General features: G+C 59.9%; 13 protein-coding genes and 1 pseudogene. 6 read left to right on the top strand and 8 right to left on the bottom strand.

Annotated features, from left to right (window positions below; genetic code table 11):
- Nucleotides 1-23: 23 nt before the first annotated feature.
- Entirely contained in the window at nucleotides 24-1,334 is a 1,311-nt protein-coding gene (locus O7A61_RS26890; protein ID WP_337132376.1) for an NAD(P)/FAD-dependent oxidoreductase, read from the bottom strand.
- Nucleotides 1,335-1,388: 54 nt separating this feature from the next.
- Nucleotides 1,389-1,601, bottom strand: coding sequence for an NAD(P)-dependent oxidoreductase (locus O7A61_RS32660; RefSeq protein WP_442921122.1), 213 nt, complete (start codon nucleotides 1,599-1,601; stop codon nucleotides 1,389-1,391).
- A 519-nt stretch (nucleotides 1,602-2,120) separates the two neighbouring features.
- On the opposite strand from O7A61_RS32660, the gene O7A61_RS26895 reads away from it, so the two are divergent.
- A complete protein-coding gene (locus O7A61_RS26895) occupies nucleotides 2,121-2,303 on the top strand; it encodes a hypothetical protein (RefSeq protein WP_337132377.1) in 183 nt (60 codons plus the stop codon).
- Nucleotides 2,304-2,504: 201 nt separating this feature from the next.
- Here the strand turns inward: O7A61_RS26895 and O7A61_RS26900 are convergent, their stop codons facing one another.
- Nucleotides 2,505-3,575, bottom strand: a complete 1,071-nt coding sequence (locus tag O7A61_RS26900; protein ID WP_337132378.1) for a GlxA family transcriptional regulator — start codon at nucleotides 3,573-3,575, stop codon at nucleotides 2,505-2,507.
- Nucleotides 3,572-3,952: a hypothetical protein gene (locus O7A61_RS26905; RefSeq protein WP_337132379.1), complete on the bottom strand. Its 381-nt coding sequence runs from the start codon at nucleotides 3,950-3,952 to the stop codon at nucleotides 3,572-3,574. The genes O7A61_RS26900 and O7A61_RS26905 overlap by 4 nt, the downstream gene beginning before the upstream one ends.
- 202 nt (nucleotides 3,953-4,154) lie before the next feature.
- Here O7A61_RS26905 and O7A61_RS26910 point away from each other — a divergent pair, with 202 nt between their 5' ends.
- From O7A61_RS26910 to O7A61_RS26930, 5 genes are all read left to right on the top strand, one after another.
- On the top strand, nucleotides 4,155-5,111 hold the full coding sequence (locus O7A61_RS26910) for a LysR substrate-binding domain-containing protein (protein ID WP_337132380.1): 957 nt from the start codon (nucleotides 4,155-4,157) through the stop codon (nucleotides 5,109-5,111).
- Between the two features lie 374 nt (nucleotides 5,112-5,485).
- The gene (locus O7A61_RS26915) at nucleotides 5,486-6,736 is read left to right on the top strand and encodes a sarcosine oxidase subunit beta family protein (protein ID WP_337132381.1); all 1,251 of its coding nucleotides are present in this window, start codon (nucleotides 5,486-5,488) and stop codon (nucleotides 6,734-6,736) included.
- Between the two features lie 13 nt (nucleotides 6,737-6,749).
- On the top strand, nucleotides 6,750-7,058 hold the full coding sequence (locus O7A61_RS26920) for a sarcosine oxidase subunit delta (protein WP_337132382.1): 309 nt from the start codon (nucleotides 6,750-6,752) through the stop codon (nucleotides 7,056-7,058).
- Nucleotides 7,058-10,108, top strand: coding sequence for a sarcosine oxidase subunit alpha family protein (locus tag O7A61_RS26925; protein ID WP_337132383.1), 3,051 nt, complete (start codon nucleotides 7,058-7,060; stop codon nucleotides 10,106-10,108). The genes O7A61_RS26920 and O7A61_RS26925 overlap by 1 nt, the downstream gene beginning before the upstream one ends.
- A complete protein-coding gene (locus tag O7A61_RS26930) occupies nucleotides 10,101-10,715 on the top strand; it encodes a sarcosine oxidase subunit gamma (protein WP_337132384.1) in 615 nt (204 codons plus the stop codon). The genes O7A61_RS26925 and O7A61_RS26930 overlap by 8 nt, the downstream gene beginning before the upstream one ends.
- Before the next feature lie 253 nt (nucleotides 10,716-10,968).
- Here the strand turns inward: O7A61_RS26930 and O7A61_RS26935 are convergent.
- From O7A61_RS26935 to O7A61_RS26950, 4 genes and pseudogenes are all read right to left on the bottom strand, one after another.
- Nucleotides 10,969-11,200 (bottom strand): annotated as a pseudogene (locus tag O7A61_RS26935) (IS256 family transposase); the annotation flags it as partial.
- 270 nt (nucleotides 11,201-11,470) lie between these two features.
- Nucleotides 11,471-12,904 carry a 2-oxoadipate dioxygenase/decarboxylase HglS gene (gene hglS, locus O7A61_RS26940; protein WP_337132385.1) on the bottom strand — a complete coding sequence of 478 codons (1,434 nt, stop codon included), beginning with the start codon at nucleotides 12,902-12,904 and terminating at the stop codon, nucleotides 11,471-11,473.
- A 339-nt stretch (nucleotides 12,905-13,243) separates the two neighbouring features.
- Nucleotides 13,244-14,815: an acetolactate synthase large subunit gene (locus tag O7A61_RS26945; RefSeq protein ID WP_337132386.1), complete on the bottom strand. Its 1,572-nt coding sequence runs from the start codon at nucleotides 14,813-14,815 to the stop codon at nucleotides 13,244-13,246.
- Between the two features lie 411 nt (nucleotides 14,816-15,226).
- Nucleotides 15,227-15,447: hypothetical protein (locus O7A61_RS26950; RefSeq protein ID WP_337132387.1), on the bottom strand; the 221-nt coding region annotated here is incomplete at its 5' end.

The raw sequence follows: 15,447 nt of genomic DNA on the forward strand, positions 1-15,447 counted from the left end.
CAGGACGGGTGACAACACAGCTTTCAGAATTCGCCCCCCGCAACATAGTGCAAGTAGGCTCTTTTCAAAGCTACGCCCACATCCAACAATGGGCGCGGAGGCAGTCTTTGGGCGTCGGGGATCGAAAGCTGAACCGATAGAAGGTCACTGTCCAAGTTCTCCATATATTCCGCAAGCAATCCGCCCGCGGCTTCGCCGCGGGTCATAGGCGATACATCGTTTGTAAGGATCGCAAACAGGCTGGGCTGGTATTCTCCGAAAATGGCTCCGTTGTTCCAAGTAAAGGCCATGACGCCGCCCCAGCTGTGTTCGAATGGTTCTTTAGCCAAGGCCGGCCATCGAGCGGCCATCGCCTTGCGATGCAGCTCCGCGATCTGTGCCACGCGCGCTGCGCCCAAAGGTGCGCCAGGAACGAAATTGAACAGATTTCGCACGAAAAGTCGGTTGTCACGGGTCAAGCGAATCGTGGCTCCGTATGCCGAAGCGCCAAGGAGACCGAATTCCTGTCCCGTTCCCAGATTCGCGAGGGTCCGGTCACTCAGAGGGGCGGTCAAACTTGCATAGGTCCCTGTCGGGACAAATTTGTCCACCGCAATCCCGAACTGACGTAGGAATGCGCCAGCGGCAAGTACAACGCGGTCTGCCAAGACAGTGCCTTGGGCCGTGCGAATGCGAAAAGCGTTGCCTTCGCGTTCAAATCCGATGACGGGAGTGCTCTCGTAGATGTCGACATTACGCGGAAGGTTGCGCGCAAGCCCCCGCATCAAGGCCGCCGGGTTGACGAGTGCATTTCCTGTTGCATGCAGCCCGCGCGAATAGAACTCGGTCCCAATGCGCTCATGCATCGCGTTTTGGTTGAACCAGGAATAGTCATGGCCAAGCTCATCGAGCGTCTCGGCAATCTCGTCAATGTGCTTTTCGCCGTCCGGGCCGGCAGCACCATAGAAACGTCCGTCGTCGCTCCAATCGCATTGTATTTGCCAGGTCTCTACCTTGCGGCGCAGGCTGGCTAAGCCTGCTTCCCACAGCCTCATGTTGCGACGTAAGATGTCGATCCTCTTCGGAGATCCGTGGGAGTGCAGATTAAGCATAAAGCCAGCGTTGCGCCCAGAAGCTCCGTTGCCGATGCGCTCGGCTTCGATCAAGCAGAACTCGTCCGAGGGGCGCAGCTCCGCGAGCCGGTTCGCTGTCGCGACGCCGCAGATGCCACCCCCGATGATTGCGGTCTGAACGCGGATCTGACTTGACAAAACGCGGGGGGCCGCAGCCTGAGGCAGAGTCTCCCACCAGCCATTACTGTCGGTGTACTTTGGAACTAATTTGGCGATTGGCATTTTTCAGTATCCGCGGTGTGCGATCGACGATCGGCCCAGGTTCTCGTCCGTCGGTCACACGGCGAATTTGGGCGGCGATGAACTGGGCCGCCGACCGCTCGTTCGACGGTGCCTCCGCATGGGCGTGACGCTGACTTTCCGATGGGACCAAAAAGGATCATCGACCGGCAGAGGTTCCTCGCGAAAGACGTCCAGGGCAGCTGCTTCAATCTTGCCGCGGAGCCACAAGTCGCTGGTTGCTTCATCCCGGTGAAAATATATTGCCATTATGGTGTTTTCGCTCGAATTTTGAGAGGGCTCTCGAGTACAGGGCCCCTTTAGCTGCTGGCTCGTAAAGGTAGCTTGGCGATCACCCGGTTATTGGGGCCCGATGAGTCCACGAACCCAAGGCGCCGATACTCGCAGGAAATGGCAAGTTGCCAACTCAAAAAATATCACCCGAGGCGTAATAAGAAGTTGCGCCGGAACGGTCGAAACCATAGCTTCCAAAGCGGTCATTCCTATCGCAAAGCTCCCAGGTAGATCAGTTCTGGCTCTTAGGGTGCGGCAAGAAGAGTGGGCAACCGCAGCCTGCATGGCTGCATCGTTATGGCTGCACCACTGAAAGACTGCGGGACAACCCATGGAACAGTTCACCGTCCAAGGGCGATTGTCGCGCCTCCGATTTGACCGGATAAACACCGACGGAGGTGGCCCTTATGCAAGGCAATGAACCCGAAACTGCGGAGCCGATCTAGCGCTCAGCCTATCGTGCGCCGCCCTGCACACATTGGACGTCCATGCCCAATGCTCTGTGATCTCGCATATGAGATCCTCGATACTGAAGAGTCCGAAGGCGTCTACTACACGGTCAAGAAGTTCCTGGAGATGATCGGCATTGAGTATTACCGCGGCGACCGGCACGATCTGATCGAAGACAGGCGCCGAGGTCGAAAGCCCGCCATTCCCTGTCCTCGCGCGGTGCGTTGATCCGCCGTTCCAGGCCATGTCATGATCTTGACGTGATCGATGTCGCAGATTGTGCCGCCTTATCCTACTGCTGCTATGCCGGGAGCCCGCGCGAATTGACGCGTGTCGGTGGGCGGTCTCCCATGAACCAGCATCAGGAGGTTCCATCTAGGAATGAGTGGACACTATCTTCGTATGATTGCCGCCTCGTCGAATGAAGTCTCAGGCCGGACGCACCCGCGTCGGCGCGACAGAGCATACGCGATGTTCAGTCGGGCTCCGTCCGAACGCATTCCGGAAGCACTTGGAGAAACGGGACGCGGTGGCAAAGCCGCATGCCACCGCTATCTCCACTTGCTGCAGGCTCGTATGCTCGACCAACTGCTTGGCCCGCTCGAGACGAAGATGCATGTAGTAGCGCCTTGGTGAACACGAGACGTAGCGGTCGAACAATCGCTCGATCTGACGCCGCGAGCAGCCGACGCATCGCGCGAGATCGTACAGCGAAAGCGGATCCTCGATGTGCTGCTCCATCAGGCTAATGATCTCGGACATAGTCCTGCTGACGCCCGCAAACTCGGAGCTCGCCGACCATTGCTTATCCGAACCTGAGCGCCACCGCAGCGCGGTGGTGTGGTGGCATACCGCAGATGCTGTTCCCTTCCCGAGGCGATTGGACACGAGTTCCATCGCGAGATGGAATGACGCGAATTCGCCCGCGCAGGTAACAAGGTCACCGGTCCTGACGAACAGGTTGTTCATGACGTTGAGACGACTGAACGTCTCTGTTAGGGCCGGCATCTTTCCCCAGTGGATAGTGCACGGGGCGTCGTTCAGCATACCGCCTTCTGCGAGAAGCCACGTCGCTGTTCCGAGAGCCGCCATAGATACCCTGTCCCGCCGGCAGAGACGCAGCAGGTTAAGCAGAGGCGCGGAAGCTTGGTTTTCGACCTGTTCGCCGGCGCAGAGGACGACCATGTGGGGCCGGGTTACTGAACTGATCGCGGATATTATCTTCGAAAAAGCATGGTTGGCAGACACGGAGATCCCGCACGCGCACTCCACTGGCTTGCCATCTGGAGTGCTTACTGACCATTCGAAGAATCGATACCCAGCAACCGAATTCGCAAGTCTAAGCGGAACGAGGAAAGACGACAGGCTAAGCTGGGAAAAGCCCGGAAGGAGCAGTATCGCCACGCGGAAGCCTTCTTCTTCACGCGAACCGTCTACATGCCGACGCTCATCCGGGTCAGCCGAGGGCGTGCTGCCGTTCGTCGAGAGGGGCGCGTTCATAGGTCTGCCGAAAACCGCGATGGGTTGTTTGAAGCCATGGCAGCGTACTCGAAGTGTTTATCGGCAAGGCCAATCGCAACGTCTCGATAGGTGGCGAACCCTTTAGCGTAGTAAGCAAACTTGGGAAAGCGTAACTCAGTCGCAATGTCGCGGCTTGCAGGGTGATTTGCATCCCCTCCCGCCACGATGACCTGTCCAGCGGTTGTTTCAATCGGCGGGGTGATGTGCCGGATACGTGTGGATTTCCATGAGCTGGGTAACTCCATCACGCAAAAAATCGTTCGTTCCCGAACCGCAAAGCTCGCGTCAGCGACTCCGATTCCGCACGCAAGCCTGTCGAAGGCCTCAGGGTTGCAGACCTTTGACTGCACAGCCATCAGAGCCTCCGCACGGCCGTCGTAAATAATTTTTTGCTAGGTCTCGGCACTTAGTGTTTTCTTGTCGACGCGCAAGTGGCCAAAAATGCCCTAGCTCACGACAACAGTTGCATAGCCAGTCGTGGTCTCCAACTCAAAAGAAGTGGCGCTGCGCGTAATCTGGTGTTACGCTCCGAGGTTAGCGTCTTTCGGAGATTAAGACTTGGCTCGCAAACTTCGATATTTCCCTTCACCAAGAGCGCTACTCGCCTTCGAGGCCGCGGCGCGAAGCAGCAGCTTAACGGAAGCGGGCAGGGAACTGAATGTGAGCCGTGTCGCGGTGTCCCGGCAGGTAAGGCAGCTTGAACTTCAGCTTGGCTTTGATCTTTTCGTGCGCGGGCAAAGCCACGTGGAACTGACGCGGTCCGGTAAGCGGCTTTCCCACGTGATTTCCGGCGCCTTTCAATCCATCTTCGACGAAATTGATACGCTGACGAACGCCAGCACCGACAACCTCATCAGCATATCAACGACCGCGGGTGTCTCTACCTACTGGCTGATGCCGGTTATTGGAAAGTACAAGCGCATAAGGCCTAATGTGAATTTTCGTCTGCTGGTTGCCCAGGAAATCATCAACTTGGTGGCATCGGACGTGGATGTCGCGATACGGTACGGGTCCGGATCATGGCCCGGAACGGTGAGCACTTTGTTGCAGCCGAACTGGGTAAGTCCGCTTTGCAGCAGAGCCTTCCTTGCAACGCACGGGCCGTTCAAATCCCTAGCGGACCTACGCCACGTTCCACTCCTGGAATACGAGGTCGCGGTCGACCCGACCTCAAGCTGGGGTGCCTATTTCCATCACGTTGGAGTGTCGGGCGGACCGCCAACGGCAATGAGTACCTATGACTCCTTCGTGAATTTTGTGCAGGCGGTGCTGGACGGGCAGGGCGTGGGGCTGCTTGGCCCCCCGCTGATGGAACAGTTTCTTGCTGCCGGAATTCTGGTTCCGGTTCTCGAAGCGCCAAGAGTACAGCAGGGTAGCTATTTCTTGTGCCAGCCGGATGGTGCCACTCCCTCTCAATCCGTAAGAGAATTCAAAGATTGGCTACTCAGAGAGCTTACGTCCGGGGACGTCGCAGTCTCCCAGGGCACGTCGCCTGAGGAAACAGGTGGTGCGTAATGCTAAGTTACGCAGAGCGAAATTCTTATTGAGGTTGTTTGGACGGGTTCGATCCGCGATCATCAGGCCTCATCGGAGCTCATGTTACCCGTGCAAGAAACAGAAGCGAGACCAAAGTCGTCCGCGGAAGAGCTGTGGCAGCGGCGCTGCTCACCGCCGAGAAGCTCAACTGCTCGGCCCAATGGTTTACCTTCCTACCGCCGTTCAGAACATTTTGGCATACAAAGGATTGCGCGGGGGCGGCTCGCTCGCGCGGCTGTTCCACAAGCCATCAGAAAAGGAGTCCCTGATCGACGGATCATTTTGTCCTCTCTACCGACCGGCCGGAGGGGCCGAGACAAATCTCACCTGAGAATGGCGCCGGACTGCAAAGTATGAAGTACTCTATCTTCTCGCTCGCCAAAGCCGCTTTCTCCGGCCATCAGGGCTGGACGCGTGCTTGGCGGGATCCTGAACCGAAGAAGCACTACGACGTCGTCATCATCGGCGGCGGCGGACACGGTCTAGCTACCGCCTACTACCTCGCGCACGAATTCGACATCCGCAATGTCGCGGTCCTCGAAAAGGGCTGGATCGGGTCCGGCAATGCTGGTCGCAACACCACGATCATCCGCTCCAACTACCTGCTGCCTGGCAATATGGGCTTCTACGAGCTTTCCATGAAGCTGTGGGAGCGGATGGAGCAGGACCTCAACTACAACACGATGGTGAGCCAGCGCGGCATCATCAATCTGTGCCATTCCGACGCGCAGCGCGATGCTTTCGCGCGGCGCGGCAACGGCATGCGCATCAACGGCGTTGATGCTGAACTCCTCGATGCGGCGGGGGTCCGGCGAATGCTGCCCTTCCTGAATTTCGACGACGCCCGGTTTCCCATAACCGGCGGACTGCTGCAGCGACGGGCCGGCACTGCCCGGCACGACGCCGTCGTGTGGGGATACGCTCGCGCCGCCGATAAGCTCGGCGTCGACATCATCCAGAACTGCGAGGTGACCGGCTTGGTCCAAAAGAATGGTCGGGTCGCCGGGGTCGAGACGACCCGCGGGACGATCGGTGCTGGCAAGGTTGGCATGGCCGTCGCCGGCAACTCGTCACGGGTGGCAGCCATGGCCGGGCTTCGCCTGCCGATCGAAAGCCACGTGTTGCAGGCCTTCGTCTCGGAAGCGATCAAGCCGCTCATTCCGGGTGTCATCTCCTTCGGCGCCGGCCACTTCTACATCAGCCAGTCCGACAAGGGGGGCCTGGTCTTCGGCGGCAACCTTGACGGCTACAATTCCTATGCCCAGCGCGGAAACATGCCGGTTATGGAGGATGTCTGCGAGGGCGGCATGGCGCTGATACCGATGATCGGACGCGTGCGTCTCATGCGCCAGTGGGGCGGCATCATGGACATGTCGATGGATGGCTCCCCGATTATCGACCGGACGCCAGTGGATGGTCTCTTTTTCAATGGCGGCTGGTGTTACGGCGGCTTCAAGGCGACGCCCGCTTCAGGTCTTACCTTCGCCCATCTGCTCGCGCGGGACGAGCCGCATCCGGAAGCCGCCCGCTTCCGACTCGACCGGTTCCGGCGCGGTGCCATGATCGACGAGAAGGGCCAAGGCGCCCAACCGAACTTGCACTGAGGACCGGCCCGCCATGCTCATCTCATGTCCCTTCTGCGGTCCGCGTGACTCGGTCGAGTTCACTTATCTGGGCGATGCCACGCCAAAGCGGCCGGCATTTTCCCCAGAAGAGCTGGACGGCCTCCCCCCGCAGAAGGCGTTCTACGATTACGTCTATCTGCGGGACAATCTTGCGGGCGAGATTCAGGAATATTGGTACCACGGCGGCGGCTGCCGCTCCTGGCTGCTGGCGGCGCGCGATACCGTGAGCCACGAATTCAAATCGGTCCGCGCCTCGCCTGGTATCGGCGCGAAGCAGGTAACGCGAGCAGGAGACGCATGATGGCGGATACTGCACGAACCGGCCGGCTGGAACGGGTTGCCCCCGCGCAACGTGCCGGTGCTACCGCTGAGACCGCGGGGCAGACGCATCGCCTGGCGTGTGGAGGACTAATCGACCGGACGCAACCCTGCAGGTTCACCTTTGACGGCAAGCAGATGACCGGCTTCGCGGGCGATACGCTCGCCTCCGCGCTTGTCGCCAACGGGGTGAAGCTGGTCGGTCGCTCGTTCAAATACCACCGCCCGCGCGGCATCCTGACCGCCGGCTCGGAAGAACCCAACGCGCTGGTCGAGCTTCGCAGCGAAGCACGTCGCGAGCCGAACACTCGGGCCACCACGGTCGAGCTTTACGACGGCCTGGAGGCAACAAGCCAGAATCGCTGGCCGTCGCTGCGCTTCGACGTAATGGCGGTGAATTCCCTTCTGTCACCAATCTTGGTCGCCGGTTTCTACTATAAGACCTTCATGTGGCCGGCGAAATTCTGGGAACGGCTGTACGAGCCGGCAATCCGCCGCGCCGCTGGCCTGGGCCGGGCCAGCGGGCTCCCCGATCCCGACGAGTACGACAAGGTCTGGGCGCATTGCGACGTCCTGGTGGTGGGGAGCGGTCCAGCCGGTCTGGCGGCAGCGCTGGCCTCCGGCAGGGCCGGAGCACGTGTGATCCTGTGTGAGGAGGACACACAGCCCGGCGGCAGGCTGCTTTCAGATGGCGGTGAGATTGACGGTCTGGCGGCGCAGGATTGGCTCGCCCGAACAACTACCGAGTTGGCGGCTATGCCGAACGTCAGACTAATGACCCGGACCAGCGTTTTCGGCGTCTATGATGGCGGCGTGTATGGCGCATTGGAAAGGGTGAGCGACCATCTCCCGACAAAACGCGCCCATCTGGTCCGGCAACGACTCTGGCGCATCGCTGCCCGGCGTTGCGTTTTGGCAGCGGGCGCGATCGAACGGTCGATCGTCTTGCCCGGCAATGACCGGCCGGGGGTGATGATGGCTTCGGCCGTGCGAACTTACCTGACGCGATTCGCCGCCGTCCCGGGGCGGCACCTCGCTGTGTTCACGAACAACGATGATGGATGGCGGACGGTGGAAGCTGCGTTGCGCGACGGCATCCAGGCAGCTTGCATCGTGGATGCGCGCCCGCAGGTCCCGGACAACCAGCGCGCTCTTGCGGCCAAGGCCGGCGTCCGGCTCCTCAACGGCCATGTGATCGCCGTGAGGGGAGGGGCTGCCGGTCTTCGCACGATTTCCGTGGCTCTGAGAAACGGCGGCGAGGAACGGATCGAGGTAGACCTGCTGGCGATCTCCGGCGGCTGGAACCCCGCCGTTGGCCTGTCCTGCTTTCATCGCGGCAAACCGATATGGCGAGATGACATTGCAGCCTTCGTTCCAGGCTCCTGCCCGCCAGGCATGACGGTGGCGGGAGCAGTCAATGGGGATCTTGCGCTGGGCTTGTGCCTGAAGACCGGCCACGCCACCGGCGCGGCTGCCGCGGCGGATTGCGGGCATGGCCGTGCCACGGGCGAAGCGCCGGCGGCGGCGGAAGAGCATTTCTCGATTGCGCCGCTCTGGCATGTTCGCGGCAAAGGCAAGGCATTCGTCGATTTCCAGCATGACGTCACAGCCGCCGACATTGATCTCGCCCACCGCGAGGGCTTCCAATCGGTCGAACATCTGAAGCGCTACACCACACTCGGCATGGCGACGGATCAGGGCAAAACCTCCAGCGTCGCTGGCCTCGCCGTAATGGCCGAGGCGAGCGGCCGCTCAATCGCCGCTACCGGCACCACCATCTACCGCCCGCCCTATGTGCCGGTCGCGATTGGGGCATTTGCCGGGCGCCATCGCGGAAAGCATTTTCATGCGACTCGGCTCACCCCCTCCCACTACTGGGCCGCCGAGCGCGGCGCCGTGTTCGTCGATGTCGGCCTCTGGAAGCGTGTCCAGTGGTTCCCGCTGGCGGACCAGACGGATTGGCTGCAGTCGGTTAACCGCGAGGTGCTGGCGGTCCGCGACGGCGTCGGTTTCTGCGACGTCTCGACCCTCGGCAAAATCGACGTGATCGGGCCGGACGCCGGCAAATTCCTGGACCGGGTCTACATTAATACCTTCTCGACACTGGAGGTCGGCAAGGCCCGGTACGGCATTATGCTGCGCGAGGACGGCATCGTCATGGACGACGGCACGACTTCGCGGCTCGCCGATGACCACTATTTCGTCACCACCACTACCGCCAAGGCGGGGCCGGTGCTGCAGCATCTAGAGTTCTGCCGTCAGGTCATTTGGCCGCAACTTGACGTCCAACTCGCTACCGCCACCGACCAGTGGGCGCAGTTCTCGATCGCCGGACCAAAGACCCGAGACCTGCTCAGGGCGCTGATCGATCCGGCGGAAGAACTGTCCAACGAAGGTTTCCCTTTCATGGCAGTCCGTGAGGTGACGCTGCGCGGCGGCATGCGGGCAAGGCTCTTTCGCATCTCATTTTCTGGCGAACTCGCCTTTGAAATCGCGGTGCCGGCGCGTTGCGGGGAGGCACTCTCTCGTAACCTCATGATCGCAGGTGAGCCATTCGGCGTCACGCCCTACGGCACCGAGGCGCTAAGCGTGATGCGTATTGAAAAGGGCCATGTCGCCGGTCCGGAACTCAATGGCACGACCACGGCCGCCGATCTCGGACTTGGCAAAATGATGTCGAGGAAGAAGGACTATATCGGCCGCGTCATGGCCGGACGTGAGGCGCTTGTGGCGCCGGACCGGCAGGTCGTTGTCGGCCTGAAGCCCCTCGAGCGATCGCAGCGACTGCGGTCCGGCGCCCATATCGTACCGAAGGGCGCAGTGCCGGGCCCGGAGACAGACCAGGGCTATGTCACCTCGGCCTGCTTCTCGCCGGTGCTGGGCCAGTGGATCGGGCTGGGCCTCGTCGCACGCGGCCGGGAGCGTCAAGGCGAGGTTGTTCGGGCGTACGATCCCCTTCGCGGCGATGACTTTGAGATGGAAATCTGCAGCTCCGTCTTCTACGATCCGGAGGGAGGACGACAGCGTGGATGATTTCGACTGGACCGCAACATCTCCCCTGCGTCACGGACTCGTGCGGGGCACGTTCGGCGCGGCGACGCCCGAGCCGGGCGTACGCCTTTCGGAGCGCAGCGGGTACGGCCTGCTTCAGATTATGGCCTGTCGCGGCCGCTGGGCAGAAACTGCCGCGGCTGCGAATCGCTTCTACGGCGTCCAACCGCCAGATCGTCCCGCCGTGACTTTCGGCAAAGATATCACCCTGTTGTGGTCCGGCGCGGATCAGTTTCTCGCGCTTACGCAGACCGATCACCGGCCGGTCGATGCCGTTCGGTCCGCTTTGGGCAGTGCCGCCTCGGTATCCGACCAGTCGGACGGCCGCTGCCTGATTCAGCTCTCGGGTCCGCGCGTCCGCGATGTCCTGGCCAAGGTCTCATCACTTGATCTTCACCCCGAGACATTTCCGATTGGGGCAGCTGCGGCGACTTCAATCGATCACACGGCTGTCAATGTTTGGCGTGAGAGCGATGCAGCTGATGCCAGTGCTGTCTTCAATATCCTCACGTTTGCCAGCTTCGCGGAAAGCATCTGGCACGTGATACTCGTGGCAGCAGCCGAATATGGCTACGGTATCGACGCGTGAGGACTTCCGCTGAGCCTCCCCCGAAAGGAATGAACTGAATCAATCGATCGTGAACAATGAAGCCGCGAGCGGTTTCGGCTGGTTTTGAGGGACCCGCGATGAGATGCCACAAAAGCTGCCTGAGCCACGTGAGCAGGAGCGAGAAAGGCTGGCTGCTAGCGATTTTGTGCGGCGAGACAAGGTCTGCGTGGCACGGCGAAGGTTGATAGCCAGATGTTGTGAACGCACCCGGCGCGATCCTGAGGTCCCATTCCAGAAGGGCGCGCTCGGAGCGCTGGTAGCGTTCGAACAGCTCGGTGGAGAAGCGTACTAGCCCGAGCGATAGCCCAGCCACTCCGGCGTGAGTTCGCTCTTCGAAGCACCCAGCACCTCGTCCTCGAGCACCTCCTGCATCACCGCTCAGATCACTTCGTGCAATCATCCGGGTTCGATAGCATAATGTTTTTGACCGCAGCGCTGGCGGATTTACCTTCTGTCTTGGTCACGGTGGCGTTCCTTCGCGGGAATCAGGTGGCGTTGAAGCATCACCAGCCTGCCATGACCGCTCTCTCACCGAATTTACAGAACTCTCAGCACACTACCGCCTTCGAGGCGCAGCAAACGGCAAGGGCCGAGTTCCGGAGTTCCGGACATCCCTATCCGCTGCGCGCCGGTCGTGCGTTGAGGTTAGATCGCGACCGCAGCAGGAGTCCATCAATGGCTGTAAGGATCGCAGGGCTTCGGCCTTTTCCCTGCCCGGTCCGCCCGGCTTTTCATTATGGAGTTTGCCTGCCACTACTCAGTTGCGCCAATGCGCCAGTGATTGAATTTTGTTGCGCTGCAGCGTAAAGGTCAAGCTCGTTGGCGACCTTCGCCCCTAGTGCCTTTTCGAAGGCTTCGCGATTGGAGCGTTCGGCATAGTTTTGCGTCTCGTTCATGCCGAGATTCGACTGGAAAATGCCTGCAGCACTGACGGGCAAAAAATCTTGATAGGTGATGGGGTCGAAGCGGAGGTAGCCGCGACCAAGAAGGTCGTCCAATGAATGGAGGGCCTCCTCCTGCCCCATGGCGGCAAGACCTTCCGGCGTGGGCGAATATCGGAAATAAGCGAGTCCTTGGTCACGCAGTTCACTCCAGCGATCAGGGAAGTCCTCAAACCGTGCCGCGAGTTCGCGTTCGTAATTTCCGGCATAGGCGCCTGCCGCGTCAACTTGAATGTTGCGGCGAGCCGAAGCCAGCAGCTCGTCGTAGAGCGCGCGTCCCTTCGGGGTGAGCGCCACGCCGCGTTGTTCGATTTCGCCGAAGCGGGCCGTGTGCGTGCCTTCGACTGAGCCGGCGTTCGCGGCCCTGAATTCGATCCGCTCCTTGAGGGCCTTGAAGCTGGTCTGCCGAATCAGGATCGGACAGTTGCGACGCGGCGGGCCTTCAATCACCGCCTTAGGAGTGATGCCGTGTTTCGGCATCGCCACCTGCACGGCATCGATGTCTAAGGTGCGGGGCGTCAGGTGATTAATGTGCGGGCCGCGGAAGCTTACCACGTCGGCGATCAACCGGTGCGCATCGTGAAGCTTGTTGTAGGTGGCAAGGGTTACGTTTGCGTCACCGTGCCAGCGGAATGTGTCCAGGACTTCGCGCACGAACTCATCGGCTTGGGTCCGATCTAGGCCGCCTTCGTTCTCAAAGACTTCGACAAGCTCTAGCGCTCGAGAAGTGAAAATTTGGCGCTCCGACAAGACGCGCGCAGCTTCTTCACGGATTGCGTGGTCCTCGATCAGATCGAGACGGAGCAGCGAAGTAAAGACGCGGAACGGGTTTCGGCGTAGCGCCTCATCCTCGACTGGGCGAAAAGCGGTTGAGTGGACCGGCACCCCCGCCACCGACAGGTCATAGTAGCCCACCGGATGCATGCCAAGTACTGCAAAGACGCGACGGATATTGAACAGCTCCTCGGTTGTCCCGAGGCGAATAGCGCCGTGCCGTTCGACACCGAGCTGGTCCAGTTCACCGTTTCGTCGCAATGCCTGCTCGAGTTCCGGGTCATTTGCCAGCGTTGCAGCGTTGATCTCGCTTACCAGTTCCACCAGCGCGCCATACTGCGGGACCTCGGTGCGGTACATATTCGACATGGCGGTCGAGAAGAGTGACCTAATCTCGTCGGGGTGAACTATCTGCAGAAAGGCATCGGGGAGATCTTTTTCTAGGGCATTCACGATTGATCGGATCCTTCATTGAGACGCTGAGCAAAGTGGCGCCAAACTGCGGCTACTTAAGTGATCTGCGAGGGACAAAAAAATCGTTTGGGGCTGCTTGGCATCGAGGTCTCCTCAAAAATCTATTCCATTTAGTAATGAGGAGAAGAAGTGAACGACCTGGAGCCAGTCATCTCCTGCCAATACCGCCGAGGTTCGCCTGCAATTTGGATAGGCAGAACGCCAGGATAGGTGACGGGTCTGGGTCAAGGCGAAGGTGTGCGGAAGGGAACAACTTACTGAGCGACGATCGTTCGTGCATCGATTCTCCTCTGGATGGTCTTCGAGGAGCCTTTCGGCTCAGCCAATAGAGAGGTCAATTAGGAATGGAGATTCTTGCCTAAAACTTTGAGTGAGGAGATCAGCACATTGTTCCAGGGAAGCCGCATGGGCGGCTTCAACTCCCAGTCCGTTGGCAAGCTTTACCCAGTTGAGATCCGGGTTGGACAAGGCCAGCATGCCCATTGCGGTTGGCCCGGGAATCGCGCCAACATTCTTGTACTCGCCTATGAGAATGTTGTACCGCCTATTGTTCAGAAGAATGGTTGTACAAGGTAGCCGTTCGCGAGCTTGCGTCCATAGCGACTGTAGCGAGTACATCGCAGACCCGTCGGCCTGGAGGCTAATGACTCGTCGACGCCCCTCTGCCGCAATCGCTGCTCCGGTGGCAACCGGCAAGCCGTCCCCAATCGCGCCGCCGCTTAAGTTCAACCAGTCGTGGGCGGGCGCGGCATGAGTGAATTTATAGAAGTCACGCCCGAACGAAATGCTTTCGTTGGACACGATCGAGTTTTCTGGCATTAACGCGGCTAACGTTAGTGCCAAGCCCGCTTGCGTCGGCGTACCGGTTACCACGTTCGGACGTGCCCCCGGATCGGGGATCGCCGCCTCGGGAGCCTGTAACTCGTCGACGAGAGCCTGTAGCGCGGCAACTGGATCCTGGTCAGGCCGCGACAGAACATGGATTTGCGCATTCGAGGCATACTGTGTCGAAGGTTTACCTGGATAGGCGAAGAAGCCAATCGGCGGCTTTGCGTTCACCAGGATAAGTTCCTCAAAGCGGCTTAATTGTTTGGTTGCCGCGTCGGTTCCATACGCAACACGCTCTAGCTGCAGGTTTCCGCGGCCGCGGGCCATATGCCCGTTCGTATAGCTCGCGAGCAAGCTCGCCCCTGTCGCATTGGCGACCCGCCACGCTAGCGCTTGGGAAGGGGCAAGTGTCGCTCGATCGGCTAAGAGTATGAGGACGTTTTTGTTTGAGCGCAGCGCACGTGCTGCATTTTCGACGGCGAGAGGGTCGATTGGCGGTGCGGGGGGGGCTCGAAGCGGCTCCGCTATCGCGCCTCCGAGATTCCATGACGCGTCCGCCGGAACGATCAACGTGGCGATCTGGCCTGACAATGCGTTGGCGGCTTGAACGGCGGCCGTTGCATTCCGGCCGATCTCCGCAACATCGGTGCACGTTCGCACCCAATGAGAAACAGTACGCGCCATGCTTTCGATGTCGGAAGTTAGCGGTGCATCGAGAGGTCGATGAAAACTAGCTTGATCGCCCACGATGTTCACAATTCCAGCCCTGGCTCGGCGTGCGTTGTGTAGGTTGCCTAACCCGTTTGCCAAACCGGGGCCACAATGGAGCAAAGTGCATGCTGGTCTGCGTGCGATGCGATAAAACCCGTCTGCCATCCCGGTGACAATATTCTCCTGGAGGCCAAGAACGCAGTGCATTCCAGGAATCTTGTCCAGCGCGCCCACGAAATGCATTTCGCTAGTGCCCGGATTGGCGAAGCAAGTGTCAACCCCTGACCGGAGTAAGGTGTGCACCAAACTCTCCGCGCCATTCATTTCGTTGGAACTCGTGGTCTCTATCATCGAGGATCTCATAGGCAAAACTGAACTCGGAGAGCAGCGAGCGCCACAGGCCACAGGCACTCCCCATTTCAAGCGCGATTCGCCAGGTGTCATCTGGCAGCCTCGGTCCGCAGTCTCAGCGGCACCGCCCTTTATTCAGTATACATTCCTCCGAGTCAACGGGCATGGCCGCCAGCGGATTGCGAATATCGTCCCCTTGCCCCACTGGCTGTTTTGGCTCCCGCGTTCGAGTCGAGACGCCATAATCAATCCACCCTCCAATTGACAACTCTCCTATTCGGTATACATTGCTCCGGGGGACCACAAGGCGCGCGTGTGGGGCCGGGAACGTATAATGACGGAATTTTTCCTTTGGGCAGTCGTCGGCGGAGTCCGAATTTTGCGGGCGCCAGCTACACGTGTCCGAGATCATCAGCAATCGAGTAGCATATCGAGGATCACGCTTTCGCTGCACGACATCGTCCGCAGCGTGCTCGCTCCGTCGATCGAGCGATTGTTCGAGCGCCACGTCTGGTGTTCGCCAGCCGCTACCACATGCGCCTTCGTCTCGCGCGAAGGAGGCAGTTGATTACGCATACCGGCATGCCGCAATTTGGAGAAAGCGTCGCCTGCGGCTGTGCCTCGGGATCGCA

This window comes from Mesorhizobium sp. Cs1321R2N1 (assembly GCF_037179725.1).
In the GTDB taxonomy this organism is placed as follows: domain Bacteria; phylum Pseudomonadota; class Alphaproteobacteria; order Rhizobiales; family Rhizobiaceae; genus Mesorhizobium; species Mesorhizobium salmacidum.